At 44.0% G+C, this 16,150-nt stretch carries 10 protein-coding genes; 7 read left to right on the top strand and 3 right to left on the bottom strand.

Translation table 11 applies throughout. The annotated features are described in order from the left end of the window. Positions 1 to 18 precede the first annotated feature (18 nt). Both HYN43_RS10405 and HYN43_RS10400 read left to right on the top strand, forming a co-directional pair. Complete coding sequence (locus tag HYN43_RS10405; RefSeq protein ID WP_162996407.1) at positions 19 to 3,321, top strand: VCBS repeat-containing protein; 3,303 nt, start codon at positions 19 to 21, stop codon at positions 3,319 to 3,321. Next, entirely contained in the window at positions 3,308 to 6,646 is a 3,339-nt protein-coding gene (locus tag HYN43_RS10400) for an FG-GAP repeat domain-containing protein (RefSeq protein WP_119411630.1), read from the top strand. Before HYN43_RS10405 ends, HYN43_RS10400 begins: the two co-directional genes overlap by 14 nt. Positions 6,647 to 6,743: 97 nt before the next feature. Here the strand turns inward: HYN43_RS10400 and HYN43_RS10395 are convergent, their stop codons facing one another. Beyond that, complete coding sequence (locus HYN43_RS10395) at positions 6,744 to 7,676, bottom strand: GyrI-like domain-containing protein (RefSeq protein ID WP_119411629.1); 933 nt, start codon at positions 7,674 to 7,676, stop codon at positions 6,744 to 6,746. Between the two features lie 234 nt (positions 7,677 to 7,910). Here HYN43_RS10395 and HYN43_RS10390 point away from each other — a divergent pair, with 234 nt between their 5' ends. From HYN43_RS10390 to HYN43_RS10380, 3 genes are read left to right on the top strand one after another with little or no spacing between them, the layout of a single operon-like run. Continuing rightward, on the top strand, positions 7,911 to 9,239 hold the full coding sequence (locus HYN43_RS10390; RefSeq protein ID WP_119411628.1) for a vanadium-dependent haloperoxidase: 1,329 nt from the start codon (positions 7,911 to 7,913) through the stop codon (positions 9,237 to 9,239). 32 nt (positions 9,240 to 9,271) lie between these two features. After that, positions 9,272 to 11,311 carry a kojibiose hydrolase gene (locus tag HYN43_RS10385; RefSeq protein ID WP_245447236.1) on the top strand — a complete coding sequence of 680 codons (2,040 nt, stop codon included), beginning with the start codon at positions 9,272 to 9,274 and terminating at the stop codon, positions 11,309 to 11,311. 44 nt (positions 11,312 to 11,355) lie between these two features. Further along, positions 11,356 to 11,562, top strand: coding sequence for a DUF2683 family protein (locus HYN43_RS10380; protein ID WP_119411627.1), 207 nt, complete (start codon positions 11,356 to 11,358; stop codon positions 11,560 to 11,562). Between the two features lie 347 nt (positions 11,563 to 11,909). On the opposite strand, the gene treA is transcribed toward HYN43_RS10380, so the two are convergent. Beyond that, positions 11,910 to 13,502 (bottom strand): alpha,alpha-trehalase TreA, encoded by a 1,593-nt coding sequence (treA, locus tag HYN43_RS10375; RefSeq protein ID WP_119411626.1) that lies wholly within the window; start codon positions 13,500 to 13,502, stop codon positions 11,910 to 11,912. Between the two features lie 175 nt (positions 13,503 to 13,677). On the opposite strand from treA, the gene HYN43_RS10370 reads away from it, so the two are divergent. Beyond that, complete coding sequence (locus HYN43_RS10370; protein ID WP_119411625.1) at positions 13,678 to 14,832, top strand: glycoside hydrolase family 130 protein; 1,155 nt, start codon at positions 13,678 to 13,680, stop codon at positions 14,830 to 14,832. A 78-nt stretch (positions 14,833 to 14,910) separates the two neighbouring features. Further along, positions 14,911 to 15,225, top strand: coding sequence for a hypothetical protein (locus tag HYN43_RS10365; protein WP_119411624.1), 315 nt, complete (start codon positions 14,911 to 14,913; stop codon positions 15,223 to 15,225). 45 nt (positions 15,226 to 15,270) lie between these two features. Here HYN43_RS10365 and HYN43_RS10360 read toward each other — a convergent pair whose 3' ends face one another. After that, positions 15,271 to 16,047: an NUDIX hydrolase gene (locus tag HYN43_RS10360; RefSeq protein WP_119411685.1), complete on the bottom strand. Its 777-nt coding sequence runs from the start codon at positions 16,045 to 16,047 to the stop codon at positions 15,271 to 15,273. Positions 16,048 to 16,150: the final 103 nt, after the last annotated feature.

Here is a 16,150-nt window from a genome sequence, read left to right as displayed (position 1 = left end):
TGTTTTATCTTCATGTATATGCTTCCAAAAATACCCCGGTTACTTTTTTTTGCCGTGCTGGTTATCTTATGCTCATGCAAAGGGGGAAATAAGCAAACCTTATTCAGCCTGCAGGATAACGAAGCGATAGGTATCAATTTCGTCAATCAGTTAAACGATCAGGATCGTACCAATGTGTTTACCTTTCGTAACTATTATAACGGCGGTGGCGTGGCCATTGGCGATGTAAACAACGATGGTTTAAATGATGTTTACCTCACCTCTAACATGGGCGGTAACCAGTTGTACATTAACAAAGGCAATTGGAAATTTGAAAATATTACCGACAAGGCAGGGGTAAAGGGAACCAAGTACTGGAGTACCGGCGCCACCATGGTTGATATTAACGGCGATGGCTGGCTGGATATTTATGTTTGCCACAGCGGCAATGCCCGCGGTAAAGAAAAGGGAAATGAATTGTTCATCAATCAGCACGATGGCACGTTTAAGGAAGAAGCTGAAAAATATGGGCTGGTAGACAATGGATTATCAACCCAGGCCATATTTTTTGACTATGATAACGACGGAGACCTGGATTGCTTTGTGCTCAATAATTCTTTCAGGCCGATAGAATCGTTCGATTTCAGTAAAAACCTGCGTGCCGTTGTTGATGAACTGGGCGGCGCACGTTTATACCGTAACGATGGCGGGCATTTTACCAATGTAACTAAAGAGGCAGGCATTTATTCGAGCGATATCGGTTTCGGTCTTGGTGTATCGGTTGCTGATATTAACCAGGACGGCTACCCGGATATCTATGTTTCCAACGATTTTTTTGAACGCGATTATCTCTACATCAATCAAAAAAACGGAACTTTTAAAGAAGACATTCAAAACTTAACCGGCCACCTGAGCCTGGCATCGATGGGATCGGACATTGCCGATATCAATAACGACGGGCGGTATGATATTTTCACAACAGAGATGCTGCCCGAAGGAGATAAGCGCCTGAAAAAGATGACTTCCTTCGAATCGTACGATGTAATTAAGGCTAAGCAGCGCGATGGCTATTACAACCAATACATGCAAAACTGCCTGCAGGTGGGTAATGCCGATGGCACATTTTCCGAAACAGCCTTTTACTCGGGCGTGGCCGCTACCGATTGGAGCTGGGGCGCGCTAATGTTTGATATGGATAACGATGGGTGGAAGGATATTTTTGTATCCAACGGTATTTACAAAGATCTCACCGATCAGGATTATATTGAGTTTTTGGGCAACCGGGATAACATGGCCAAAATTGCCGAAGGACGTAAGAAGTTTGACTACAAGGATTTTACCGATAAGATGGTTTCTACGCCATTATCAAATTATGCCTACCTCAATAACCGCAATCTCACTTTTACCAATAAATCGGCCGATTTTGGGTTGGATAAACCAGCTTTCAGCAACGGCTCATCCTACGCCGACCTGGATAACGACGGCGATAACGATCTGGTGGTAAATAACGAAAACTCGCCGGTTTATGTGTATAAAAGTAATGCCGATAAAAACGGCAATCACCATATCCAGGTTAAACTGAAAGGAGCAGGGCTTAACACTTTTGGCATCGGCACCACCCTGAAAGTATTTATGAAGGGTAGCGCTGTGCTTTATTATAATCAACCTACGCGCGGGTTTCAAAGCTGCACGTCGCCTAATTTACTAACCCTGGGTATGGGCAAACACACCATGGCCGATTCGGTGCAGGTGATTTGGCCCGGAGGCAACTATCAGCTTATAAAAAATGTTAAAGCAGATAGCGTTTATACCTACCAACAGGCCGATGCTCATTTAAAATACAACTGGGCAAAACCCGCTGTTAAAACCATGTTTGCCGATGTTACCAAAGCTATATTTGATAGCATTCCCAAACATAAGGAAGACGATTTTATTGATTTTGATAATGAGCGCCTGATGTTGCAAATGCTCTCGACAGAAAACCCCTATATGGCAACTGCCGATGTTAATGGAGATGGCTTGACAGATTTTTACTTCGGCAGCTCAAAAAACGGCTTTGCAGCTATCTACATACAACAAAAGGATGGCCGGTTCAGGCAAACTATTCCTAAAGATTTTGAAAAGCAGGAGTACATTGAAAATGCCGGCGCAGTTTTTGGCGATTTTGATGGCGATGGCGACCTGGATTTAATTATTGGCGTTGGCGGTAATGCCGACGAGGCCGAAACAGCAATTTATAACCCCCGTTTTTTTGTTAACGACGGCAAAGGCAATTTTACACGCGATGCCGGCCGGGCTTTAAATGCCCCGGTTAACACCTCGGTAATTGTATCGGCCGATTATGACGGCGATGGTAAGCCCGATCTTTTTGTTGGCGGCAGAAGCGTACCGGGTTTGTATGGCTGCTCGCCAAAATCGTACGTGTTTCATAATGATGGCAACGGGCATTTTACCGATGTATCCAAACAGGTTTTAGGTGCCGATACCAAACTGGGTATGGTAACAGCCGCCGTATGGGCCGATCTGGACAAAAACGGTTCGCCCGATTTGATTGTGGCCGGCAACTGGATGGGCATCAGGATTTTTAAAAATAATAAAGGCCGTTTTACCGAAGATAAACAGCTAAACAATTACAAAGGCTGGTGGAGCAGCCTCGCGATTGCCGATGTTGATGGCGATGGCAGCTTGGATCTTATTGGCGGTAACATTGGCCTTAACTCCAAGTTCAGGGCCTCTTTCGATCAGCCGATGGAAGTTCATGTAAAGGATTTTGATAATAACGGCACCAAAGAGTGTGTTACATCCATGTATAAAAGTGATGGTGTGAACTATGTTTTCCACATGAAGCCCGATTTGGTAGGGCAGATGCCGATATTGAAAAAACGTTTCCTGAGATACATTGACTATGCCGGCAAGCCTTTTAATGAGGTATTTACCGATGAGATGCTGGAAGGTGCCGAAACCCACCAGATGAATTTTTTAGCTTCGGCGGTGTTTTTAAACAAGGGCGGCAAGTTTACCTGTAAACCTTTGCCCGCTGATGCCCAGCTATCTACGGTAAACACCATTTTGTGCGATGATATGAATCATACAGGTAATCCGAACATAATATTGGGCGGTAACTTTTATGGTTTCAAACCCGAAGTTGGGCGCTTAGATGCCAGCCATGGTTTGGTTTACCAGTACACCAAAAACGGATTTGTGTATTTGCCCACTGCGTTAACCGGTTTAAATTTAAACGGCCAGGTACGCTCATCGGCAATTATAAAAAACAGCAAGGGCAGTAAATATTACCTGTTTGGTATTAACGACCAACCGCTTAAAGCTTATGAACTACGCTAATACTCCTTTAATGCCGCTTAAAAAGATCTTGCTATATAGCTTTTTGCTTCTTGTTGGCTTTGCCTGCCTGTTATCGTGCAAACATAAAAAAGAGGGCGAAGGGGTATTTAAGTTGCTGCCCGCCAATGAAACAGGAGTAGGGTTCATCAACAAAAACGTAGTTTCTGATTCGGTCAACATTTTAGATTACCTGTATTTTTATAACGGGGCCGGCGTAGCATCGGCCGATTTTAATAACGATGGCCTGCCCGATCTGTATTTTGTATCCAACCAGGGCGATAACAAACTTTACCTGAATAAAGGCGGGATGAAGTTTGAGGATATTACTGCCAAAGCAGGTGTTGCCGGCACCGGCAATTGGAAAACCGGCGTAACCATAGTTGATATTAATGGCGACGGCTTAAAAGATATTTACCTGAGCGTGGTATCCGGATATAAAACTTTTAAAGGCAAAAACCAGCTTTTTATTAATAACGGTGATTTAACTTTTACCGAAAGTGCGGCTAAATATGGGCTTGATTTTGCAGGCCTATCCACCCAGGCTTCATTTTTTGATTATGATAAGGATGGCGACCTTGATATGTTCCTGCTTACCTCATCGGTGCACAGCAATGATACCTACGGCGATTCGACCCAGCGGTTTAAGTACAGTCATGATGCCGGCGACCACCTCTTCAGAAATGATAATGGGCATTTTACTGATGTTACCGCCGGTTCGGGCATTTATTCGGCACCTATTGGGTATGGTTTGGGCCTGAGCATTGGCGATTTAAACAACGACGGCTGGGACGATATTTATGTAAGCAACGATTTTTTTGAGCAGGATTACTACTATATCAACCAGCACAACGGCACTTTTAAAGAGCAGTTAAAAAGCGCTTTTGGGCATACCAGCCTGTTTTCGATGGGTAATGCCATCAGCGATATCAATAAAGACGGGCACCTTGACGTGCTCACTACCGATATGTTGCCCGAAGAAATGAAGGTGCTGCGATCAACCATTAATGATGAGCCGTTGGACATTTACAACCAGGAGGTTAACGCCGGTTATTACTACCAGTACTCAAAAAATTGCCTGCAACTGAATGTGGGTAACGGCAGTAAGTTTGTTGATTTGAGTTTATACAGCAACGTATCAGCGACCGACTGGACCTGGAGCCCTTTGGTGCAGGATTTTGATATGGATGGAAAAAAAGATATGTTTTTTAGCAACGGCATTAAACGCCGGCTAAATGACATGGACTACCTGAAATACCTTGGCGACCCACAGGTGATGCAGGCTTATAAGGAGAACCGTGTTTTTGATAAGGATAAGATTAACAAAATGCCCGAAGGCGGCGTGCATAACTATTTTTATCGTGGTGATGATAAGCTGAAGTTTACCGATGTATCGTTGGGTAATGATATGCAAAATGCCTCAATTTCGGCAGGTTCGGTAGCTGTTGACCTGGATAACGATGGTGATCTGGATATTGTTACCAATAATATGGACGAGCCCGCATATATCTACCAAAATACCACCACCGAAAGCCATAAAGATGCTAAGCCACTGTATCTGAAATATAACGTAAAATATAACAAGGAAAACAGGGACGGTATCGGCACAAAGTTATTCCTGAAATCGGCAGATCATATCGATCACCAGGAAATACAAACCAGCAGCGCTTACGAAAGTAATTTAAGCAACGATTTACTATTCACCTTTGGGCCGGGCGATAAGCCGGAACAGCTTTTGGTAGTTTGGCCCGATAACAGTTACCAGGTGATACAGGACTTTATGCCCGGCGAGAAGATCACCCTCAGTTATAACAGGCAATCTGTTGATAGCGCCAAACGGGTTTCGCAGGTTATTGCGGATTTTATTAATAACCGGCAGCAGTTTACAAGCCAATCGGTACAAACCAAAGTTTTAGCCGGGGTAAAAACTTTTGATACGCCCGATTTTAATTATTACTCATTATTGCCGCATACCTATCTGCAGCATACGCCGGGTGTAGCCGTAACCGACGCCAATGGAGATGGGGCAGATGATATTTACGTAGGAGGGATAGCCGGCGAAGAAAAATACCTGCTTGCCGGTGATAAATCGGGCGGTTTCAAAAAGATTAATGTACCTGCTTTTGATCGTGATAAAGAATTGGGCGATGAACAGGCCGCTTGGGCTGATGTTAACAAGGATGGTAAACCCGATTTGATTGTAATTACCGCAAATCATCCGTTTACAGAGCCTGAAAAGTTGGCGCAACCACGCTTGTACATTAATAAAGGTAACTTTCAGTTTGAATTTCAACCGCTTCCGAAGTTAAATTATCAGGCTTCAAAGATTACGATGTTTGATTTTAATGGCGATGGTTTAAATGATATATTGTTTACAAGCGCGGTACCATTCAGGGATTATACGGCGGTAACGCCATCTGCCATATTGATAAATAAAGGCAATGGCAGGTTTGAAATGAGCACCGATAAAAGTTACGACGAAATACGTAATTTATCTTATGTTACCGACATTTCGGTTACAGATGCCGATGGTAACGGTAAGCCCGATTTGCTGATCGCCGCCGAATGGCAGCCAATTTGCCTGTTTTTGAACGATGGTAAAACACTGAAGCGTTTTGTATCGCCGGTATTGGATAAAGAAAAGGGCTGGTGGCAATCGGCACTGATTACCGATATTGACGGAGATGGCAAGGCTGATTTAGTAGCCGGTAACTGGGGGCAAAACAACAAATACAACGTTACCACCAATACGCCGCTTTATGCCTACAACAACGATCTGGACAAGGACGGCAAAAACGACCTGATCCTGTCGTACAGTTATAAAGGTTTATACTACCCCTTCCGGCCAAAAAACGACCTGGAGCAGGAGCTGCCCTACATCAAAAAAGAATGGCTCAGCTATCAAAAAATGGCTGATAAAACTACCGACGAAGTTTTTAAAGGCAAGCTGGATGAGAGTAAACGGCTTGAAGCCAACCAGTTTAGCAGTATTTTTGTAAGCGATGTTTTGCATGCCACTACCGTAACCGAATTGCCGTACCTGTACCAACAGGCACCCATCCGCTCGATAATAAAAAACAGCAACGGCCAAATTATTTTGAATGGCAACTTTTGGGGTGTTGTGCCTTACGAGGGTAAATATGATGCGCTTGGTATAGTATCATTAGGATATGATAAAAAACAGAAGCAATTTAAAGCGTCGAACTATTTTGTAAATTCAGCATTTAACGGGCAGGAGTTAACGTACTTGGCTCCAATAAAAAATGGTAAGCCGGGTAGTTGTGTAGTAGTTACTTACGATGGGCGGATATTGCTTGTAAGCCTGTGAAAATAAAAATATGCAGCTCTCTTGCGCTCATTTATAATGAGTGCTTAACATGGGTTTGCGTTTATAACGCAAACCCATGTTAAGCGATAATCAGTCGTTACAAAATAGGATAATAAATTTTAGTTACCCATTTCGATGTATCCTTCTCTGCCGATCTATCTGTAATCAGCGACTGAAAAGGCATTGCCGGCGACACCAGCCGGTGATCTTTCATATAAGCTTTTACCTGGTTAAGCGCGTTATCGGCAGTATTTGGCCCGCCATGCACATCTGCAACCAATAAATTACCGCCTTTAGGGATATGGGTGATGGTGGTATTTGGCGCCGGGCTGATGGTTATGTTAATAGGCAGGGCCACGTTTAACGCATAGGTATGATCATCAGTTTGCGTAACATTCAGCATCGGGAAATTGGTTTGAGCGGCTCCTTGTTTTTTGGCCTGCTCTTTTAAATTATTAATTATCCCATAAATCATTGGCAGCGACGGTTTATCGGGATATGTTCCCGAAGTTGCAAGCAAAACGGTGTCTTTGGCATGATTGAGGTAAATACGGTAGCCGTAAACATTCCTTTCGTCCTGTAAAAAATGTTTCAGGCTATTCAAAATAACGGCTATTTGCTCAGTTGCTGCCTTTGTACCGAAATAATAGTTCAGTCTTGAAAAAAAGCCGCTCTTGTCTTCGCCGGTGGCAATCCATTTAACGTTAACCGAGCCCTCTTCGCCAGCGAGGTAACTGATATCGCTGTTAAATACCTGGCCGTCTTTTTTTAAGGCGAGATACACATCGCTGTTGGTTACTTTGCTGATATAAAAATCGGCACCGTCAAATTGGTAATGCTTGTCGCTTAGCTTTTTCCCGGGCCACCATTTGTCCCAGCCGGTTTGGGTGATCAAAAATTTGGCGGCAACTACGTCCGATGCGTCAATGGTAACTTCCCCGGCTATTTCGGCTTTGGTTGGGATTAAGAAAAAAATTGCTGTTGCAAGTAATATGATAACAGCTAAAACAATCAGAAAGATCTTCTTCATTTTGGTTTATAAAAACACGGATAACAAGGGGGATAAATTTAATAATATTTAGCACAAAGGCGTGACAAAGCAACAGGAAATAATGAGGCAAAAAGATGCAGCATCAGGCTCAAAAAACAAACGTAAATATGCGGTAGCGTGCTAAAAAAAGCTTATATTGGCTGTTAATCAATAAAAAATAACGGCAGATATTTCCCGATATATCCGCCTGATTTTTAACCTATTTTATACTATATGAGATTTTTTTTATGTTGCCTTGCCGGTGTATTATTTTTATTTACATCATGTAAAAAGCCCGATTATGAAAAGGTAATACACAACCCCGATTTATACCGGGCCACGGTAAAAAAACTGAACGATATTGTGCTCGAAAATAACTTTCCGCCGGTTACGGCTTCCCGTAACTACGTGTACGCCAACATAGCCGCCTACGAGGTAATTGCCTCCGGCGATCCGGAGCATTTCCGTTCGTTATCCGGACAAATAAAACACCTGCCTGCTGTGCCCAAAGCCTCAAAAGATACTGCGGTTGATTACCAGTTTGCCTCTTTACTGGCATTTTGCACGGTGGGCAACGCGGTAACATTTCCCGAGGGCAGTATGGATCAATATGTTGAGGGTTTAAAGCAAACAGCAAAAGATGCCGGTATGCCATCAGATCTGTTGGAAGGCTCAGTTAATTACGCGGCGAAAGTTGCCAAATTTATATTGAAGTGGAGCAAGGGCGATCATTATGCTCAAACCCGCTCGGCCAGTAAATATGTGGTGAAGCAGCAGGATGGCCGCTGGATTCCAACCCCGCCTATGTATGCCCAGGCGTTGGAAGCGCATTGGGGCGAGATCAGGCCGATGGTTTTAGATTCGACGGCGCAGTTTATCCCGCCAAATCCCCCGGTTTTTAATGTAAAAGATCATAACAGCCCGTTTTACAAACAAGCGGTTGAGGTAATGCAAATTGTTGATAGCCTTACCAAAGAACAAAAACACCAGGCCGATTTTTGGGATGATAATGCCTTTAAGCTTAATGTAGTAGGGCATGCCTCATTTGCAACAAAAAAATTCTCGCCGGGCGGCCACTGGATGAACATTACTGCCGTTGCCACCCGCGCTAAAAAGATGGATTTTGGTACCACCGTAAGTGTTTATACCCAAACTGCAGTAGCATTGTTTGATGGTTTTATTAATTGTTGGTATTTAAAATACCGGTCAAACTATGTGCGTCCGGAAACTATCATTACCAAATACATTAATGCCGATTGGAGGCCATATATCCAAACCCCGCCATTCCCGGAATATAGCAGCGGGCATGCTGTAATTTCATCTGCCGCTGCCGAGGTATTGAGTAACCGGATTGGTGATGATTTTGCTTACACCGATTCGTCGGAAATGGAATTTGGCATCGAGCCCCTGTCGTTCAAATCATTTCGCGAGGCTGCAAAATCGGCAGCCATGTCGCGGGTAATGGGCGGAATCCATTTTAAAAATGCCTGTGTGGTAGGCAATAAGCAAGGCGGCGAAATAGGGCAGCTGGTGGTGAAGAAGCTGCAGCTGAAGGTTAAGTAGTATTTTAGTTTGATTTTTTTAATTTATTGATAGTGAACAAGATATTTAAATATAGTTTATACTTTGCTTTATGGCTGCCGGCGCTATCCAAAGCCCAAAGTATCGATACATGGAAGATAAAGGCAGATAAAATTGATCCGGCCAATTACTATGGTATCACCGTGGCTAATGGCATGATTGGCATCGTATCAGCCCCCGAACCTTTTAAGGTAAAAAATGTGGTATTGGCCGGTGCTTATGATCTTTATGGCCGCGGCCGGGTAAGCAATTTCCTGAATAGTTTTAACTTGCTCAATATGTACCTGGAGATTGACGGCAGGCGCATTGATGCCAAAAACATCAGTAATTTTAAGCAGGAGCTGGACATGCAGCATGCCGCATTTACCACCAGTTTTGATTATGGCGATAAGGCAAGTATCAAATACACCTACTATTCGTTGCGGCAATTGCCTTTTACCGTTTTGATGGATGTTTCGGTTACCGCCAAACAGGCCATCAACATCACATCGGCCAGTGTAATGGAAGCACCGGATGCATTGAAAGAGGTGCAGAATTATTATAATGAGATTGACAGGCCGCATGTAACCATCAGTTTGCTCACTTCAACCGCTAAAAGCCCCACAGGCAAAATGCAGCTTTGCGCTTCAACCTCGTTTTTATTTAACGAGCCGCACGGCCAGGAACCGCGCATTATTCATGAGATGTGGGATAATAACATGCACCTCATGAAATTCAGCAAGGCAATCAGCGCCGGGCAAACCTATAGCTATGCCGTAACCGGCTCATCCATAACCTCTGCCCATCATGCCGACCCGCTGAACGAAGCCGAACGCCTCACCATTTTTGCCAAACTGGAAGGCCGCGACAGGCTCATCAAATTCCATAACAAAGCCTGGGATGATTTATGGACAAGCGATATCCAGATTGAAGGCGACGACCAATCGCAGCAGGATATTCATAGTATGCTTTACCATTTGTACTCGTTTTCGCGCGCGGGCACGGCTTACTCGCCATCACCCATGGGGCTATCAGGTTTAGGTTATAACGGTCATGTTTTTTGGGATTGCGATGTTTGGATGTACCCGGCCATGTTGGTTTTACATCCTGAAATTGCCAAATCGATGGTGGAATATCGTTTTGAACGGTTGGAGGCGGCCCGAAGAAATGCGTTTTCGCATGGCTACAAAGGGGCTATGTTCCCCTGGGAGAGTGCTGATAGCGGGGTAGAGGAAACTCCGGTTTGGGCATTGAGCGGTCCGTTTGAGCATCATATCACTGCTTGCGTAGCTCTTGCCGCCTGGAATTATTACTGCGTAACCCAGGATAAACAATGGCTGCGCGAAAAAGGATGGCCAATCCTCTCGGCTACTGCCGATTTCTGGGCAAGCCGCGTTGAACGAAACGGACCGGGTCACTATGACATCAAAAACGTAGTAGCGGCCGACGAGTGGTCCGAAAATATTGATAACAACGCATTTACCAACGCCGCCGCCAAAGCAAACCTGCTTAACGCAACCGCTGCCGCCAAAATATTAGGCGAAAAAGCCGATGCCGATTGGGCAAACGTTGCCCAAAACATCCCGATACTAAAACTGGATAACGGCGTTACCCGCGAGCATGCCTCCTACAACGGCGAAGGCATTAAACAAGCCGACGTTAACCTGCTGGCCTATCCGCTTAAAACCATAACCGATGCAGCACAGATCAAAAAAGACCTGGAATACTACGAAACCCGGGTACCTAACGAAGGCACTCCGGCCATGACCCAGGCTGTTTTTGCTCTGTTATACTCCCGGTTAGGCAATGGTGATAAGGCGTTTCACTTTTTTAAAGATGCTTATGAGCCTAATCTGAATCCTCCTTTTAGGGTGATTGCAGAAACCAAGGGCGGCACTAATCCTTATTTTGCGACAGGAGCAGGTGGGATTGTACAAAGCTTGCTGATGGGTTTTGGTGGTTTGGATATTACGCCGGCTGGCATTGTGCAGGTTAAAAGTAAATTGCCTGCTAACTGGAAATCTTTAAAAATTACCGGGGTGGGGATGAATAAGGTTACTTATACCATCAAATAGCGGTTTGCCATCAAACGGAAATTGATTTTTGTATATTTGTTTACATGGAAAGCATTTTAATACACCCTGATAGTCCCGAGCAATTAAAAACGGTAAAGGCAGTTTTAAAGGCGTTAAAAGTTTCTTTTGAACCGGCTCAGGTTGGGTTGCCTGCTCATGTTTCGAAAAGTATTCAACGAGGAATTAGTCAGTTTGAGGCTGGTCAAAGCATATCGCTCGAAGAATTTACCAAAAAACATTTATCGGAATAATGAACTTTGAAGTCAGGTTTACTCCTGAAGCAGAGGATACTTTTGAAAGTATAATGGAACAACTCCAGGAACGGTGGGGGAATACTTAAGTACAGAAATTTAAGCTCGAGGTAGCTGCTTCATTGAAAATTATCGGCAATACGCCTTACATGTATGCAGTAATTGAAGAACACACCGAAATTCGTAAGTGTGTTCTTCATAAAAATTGTTCTATGCTATATCGGGTATATGATCAGGTTGTTGTTGTAATTTGCTTTTGGGATAACAGACAGGATCCATTGTTCATATCTTGAAATAGATTTCTCTACTAATAGTGCGTCTGTTTTGTCGAAATTTTACTTCTCCTCTCAATTCCTCACCTCCGCCGGAGCCTTTTCCAATTGCTCAGTATCAATATGATACCTATTCACCAGGTGCAGAAGCACCCCATTCGTCCAGCCAAAGCCATCCTGCAAAGGATACTCGCCGCCGCCCGCTGTTAATTGCGTATCAACCACATTGTATTTTTCCAGCAGCTTACCGGTTTGCCTGAATACACGGATATTAAGTTTTAACCACCGGGTAGCTATCTCTTTAGCCAACGCGTTGTAGTTGTATTTCTCCAATCCATCAATGGCCATGTATTGTAAAGGTGCCCATCCGTTTGGTGCATCCCATTGCTGGCCCGAAAAGTTTTGCGTAGTTACCAGGCCGCCGGGTTTCAGGAAGTTGTTTTTGAGGCCGTCGGCCACCAGGCGGGCCTGCTCATCGCTGGCAATTTTAAATTCTAACGGGAATTCTCCGGCCAACGTTTCTATCGGCGATTGTTGTTTCAGCTTCCAGTTATAATCATCAAACCAGCCTGTTTTAGGGTTCCAGCAATATTTCAGGATAGCTTCTTTTCGCCTGGCGGCCCTGTACCGGTACATTTTGGCAAGCTTGGCGTTCTGAATTTGATTAAGGCTGCGGGCGATGGTTAGCTCCATGTTATACATTAAACAATTCAAATCAACCGGTATAAGATCTGTTGTTTGAATGGTTGGCAGCTTACCCGATGCATCAAACCAGCGCGTGCTGAAATCCCAGCCCGAAGCCGCTGCGGCGCGGATATTCTGATAAAACTGAGCAGCGGGTTGTGTGCTTTCTTTAGCTGCATCTACATCTTTAATGTACGATTCTTCGCGTGGTTGGTCGCTTTCATCCCAATAACGGTTTAATACGGTGCCATCGTTAAGGCGAACCACCCGGTGTGCAGCGTCGCCTGATTTTACAGCCATCGAGCCCTGCATCCAGTACTCGTATTCCTTGATTAATTGCGGCCTGAAATGTACCAACACTTTTTCACCCTCAATTTTTGCCAGCAGGTTTACCATCATGGCAAAAAAGGGCGGTTGCGACCGGGTAAGGTAATAACTCCGGTTTCCGTTGGGGATAAAACCATATTTATCAATCAGGTAGGCAAAGTTCTCTACCATGTTATGGATTACTTTGGTTTGATGGCTTTCCAGCAGGCCAAGCATGGTAAAGTACGAGTCCCAGTAATAAATTTCGCGGAAGCGCCCTCCCGGAACGATATATGGGTTGGGTAGGGCAAGGGTAGAGGAGAATGGTTTTGCTTCATCCGGGCGGCGTTGCAATACCTGCCACAGCGTATCGATGTGCTTGCGAATGCCCGCGCCTACATCAGTCTGAAAATTATTATGCGCTACGGGGATCTCGAAATTGGCAAGTACAAATGCTTTCAGATCGAAGCCCGATTTGTCTTTTTGTTCATTGTAGGCTTTCATTATTTCGGCCGGATCTTTTTTGGGTGTAGCGTCAACAAAGGTTTTGTTATCGGGAAAAATGGTTGACGATTGAACGGCTTCAAATAATCCCGGGAACTGCTGCCGGGGTGTTGGTATCTGCGCCTGGGCGCTTAAAGTAATAAATAAAAATACAACTAAAAATAATCTTCTCATCAGCATTAAATTGTACCCTTTTGGCAGGATGGGCGTGGTTTATAACAGGTTATAAATTTACTATTTTTGAATATAAAACAGGCGGTATCCCGTTTATTTTCAATGTTTTTTAACGATATTATCGCCGTAAAATTATTGCTAACCGCCGGTTACAAACCAATTATTATACCTGCTTATGATACTGCGAATTTTGAAGTTAAAAACACTGCTTCTATTGCTTTTATTTGGCGAGGCTTGCTTTGCCCAATCCGCTAAAAATGTGTTACCAAAATGGGCCTTTGGAGGTTTTACCCGCCCGGCAAATGTAAATCCGATCATCTCGCCCGATACAACCTCAAGGTTTTTGGATCCGATGAGCAACAAGCAGGTTCAGTGGGAAGCTAATGATACCTTTAATCCGGCGGCGGCTATCAAAAACAATAAAATTGTGGTGCTGTACCGGGCCGAAGATCTTTACGGCATTGGTATCGGCTTCCGCACTTCGCGCTTAGGTTATGCCGAAAGTAACGACGGCATCCACTTTGCCCGCAGAAAAACGCCGGTGCTTTACCCGGATAATGATATCGCTAAAAAGTACGAATGGCCGGGCGGTTGCGAAGACCCGCGTGTTGCTGTTACCCCGCAAGGTACCTATGTTGTGTTTTATACCGAATGGAACCGTGAATTGCCCCGGCTGGGAGTAGCGACATCCACAGATCTGATCCACTGGAAAAAGAACGGCCCGATATTTAAAAAAGCTTATAACGGTAAGTTTTTTAACATCGCCAGTAAATCGGCTTCCATTTTAACCCAGGTGGTTAACGGTAAACAAGTGATCATCAAAACCGGGGGGAAATACTTTTTGTACTGGGGAGAGCACCATGTTTACGCCGCAACCTCAACCAACCTGGTTGACTGGACGCCGGTTATTGATATGAAAGGCCGGTTAAAAGAACTAATGTCGCCGCGGAATGGCTATTTTGACAGCGACCTCACTGAATGCGGCCCGCCCGCTATCATGACCAAAAACGGCGTGATACTATTTTATAACGGTAAAAATAAGCCTGCCGAAGGCCGGAACACCCGTTTTAATGCAAATTCCTATTGTGCCGGGCAGGCCTTATTCAGCGCAAAAGATCCGCAGAAATTTGTTACCCGGCTTGATCTTCCTTTTCTGCGCCCGATGGCACCTTTTGAAAAGAGCGGGCAATACGTAAACGGAACAGTTTTTATTGAGGGGATGACTTACTTTAAAAATAAATGGTTTTTATATTATGGCTGCGCCGATTCGCGTGTGGCTGTGGCCGTTTATGATCCGGCAAAACCTACACCACCCGATCAGTTGGAATAAATTTGCGTAAAAAATGCTGTAATTTTTGGAGGTACTCCTAAATTGTTTATCTTCATGGTTAAATAATTTTACAACACAATGCTTTACACCTTAGCCCTCATCGGTGCTGCTTTTTTTATTGCCCATGTAGTTTTACTTTTTACTTCCTTTAATGATGCTAAACTGAAAGCTCCCCGTTATTTTTATTCGCATCTAACCTTGTGGCTTACAGGATTAACTGTATTTGCTTTGGCATTTTTATATAGCGGCACTAACCAGTCGGGCTTTTTAGATTATTTTGATACAACGCTCAAAAAATCATATATCCTTATATTCACTTTCGGGTTATCGTTGGTGGCGCATTGCCTGGTTACCTTTGTGGTTTTGCCATTGCTGAAAAAATCAAACGTTTAACAGCTTAATTTTACGCTCAGGTTATTTAGGCGTGGCTTTGACTGTTTAGTTCAAAACCACGCCATTTTTTAATGCCTCGCCGTATTTTTCTTTGTTGAATGAATATAGGTGCGGTGAGCGGTGTGCGCCTATGCTTCGTTTTTCGTTCAGTTTTTCTAACAGTCCAAGAGCCATCAGTTTTTTAGGAAAATTGCTGATATCAAGCTTTTTACCCAGAAGTGTTTCGTACAGGGCATGGATCTCGCTTAAGGTAAATTTCTCGGGCAGCATATTGATACCGATGGGGTAGTGGTACAATTGCACCCGCATGGTATGCAGGGCTTCCCGCACCATCTCGTCATGATCGTACTCAAGTCCGGGTAGTGCGTCAATATCAAACCATGCGCATTTTTCGGTAGTGATATCGGTTTGTAATTCGGTTTGCGAAAAATCTGTAATGGCGTAAAATCCTACCGATATGGTTTGGTCAAACAGCCAGGTATCCTCCCACGATTCGATGCCCGTTAACTCCAGCCACTGTTGTTGGTCAAACTTGTTAAACTGGATCCTGTCGGGATCGCCGAAAGTTTTAAATTGCTGTAAAAAAAGGTTATCAACGCCGGTACGCACTTTTACGTTTCTTTCGGCCGCTTCCACCAGTTTCTCGGTACGTTTAATGTATCCGCCGGGCAGGCACCAGCCATCAATGGCTTTGTGTTTTATCAGCAATAGTTTTAACTGCTGCTCGTGGTAGCCAAAAATGGCACAATCTATCGATACATGTGGGATGTAGTAAAGATGTCCGTTCAGTATAAAATCCTTTAATTCGGCTTCCGTTTGCATCTTCAAAAATAACATTTCTGCCGGTACAAAATACCGCTTAAAATTTATTTAGTGAAAATTACTAAATAATAAATTATTGTATTTATCTTCATTTTGTAAAATC

The organism is Mucilaginibacter celer, assembly GCF_003576455.2.
Lineage (GTDB): Bacteria > Bacteroidota > Bacteroidia > Sphingobacteriales > Sphingobacteriaceae > Mucilaginibacter > Mucilaginibacter celer.
This window is presented reverse-complemented; position numbering and strand designations above follow the sequence as displayed.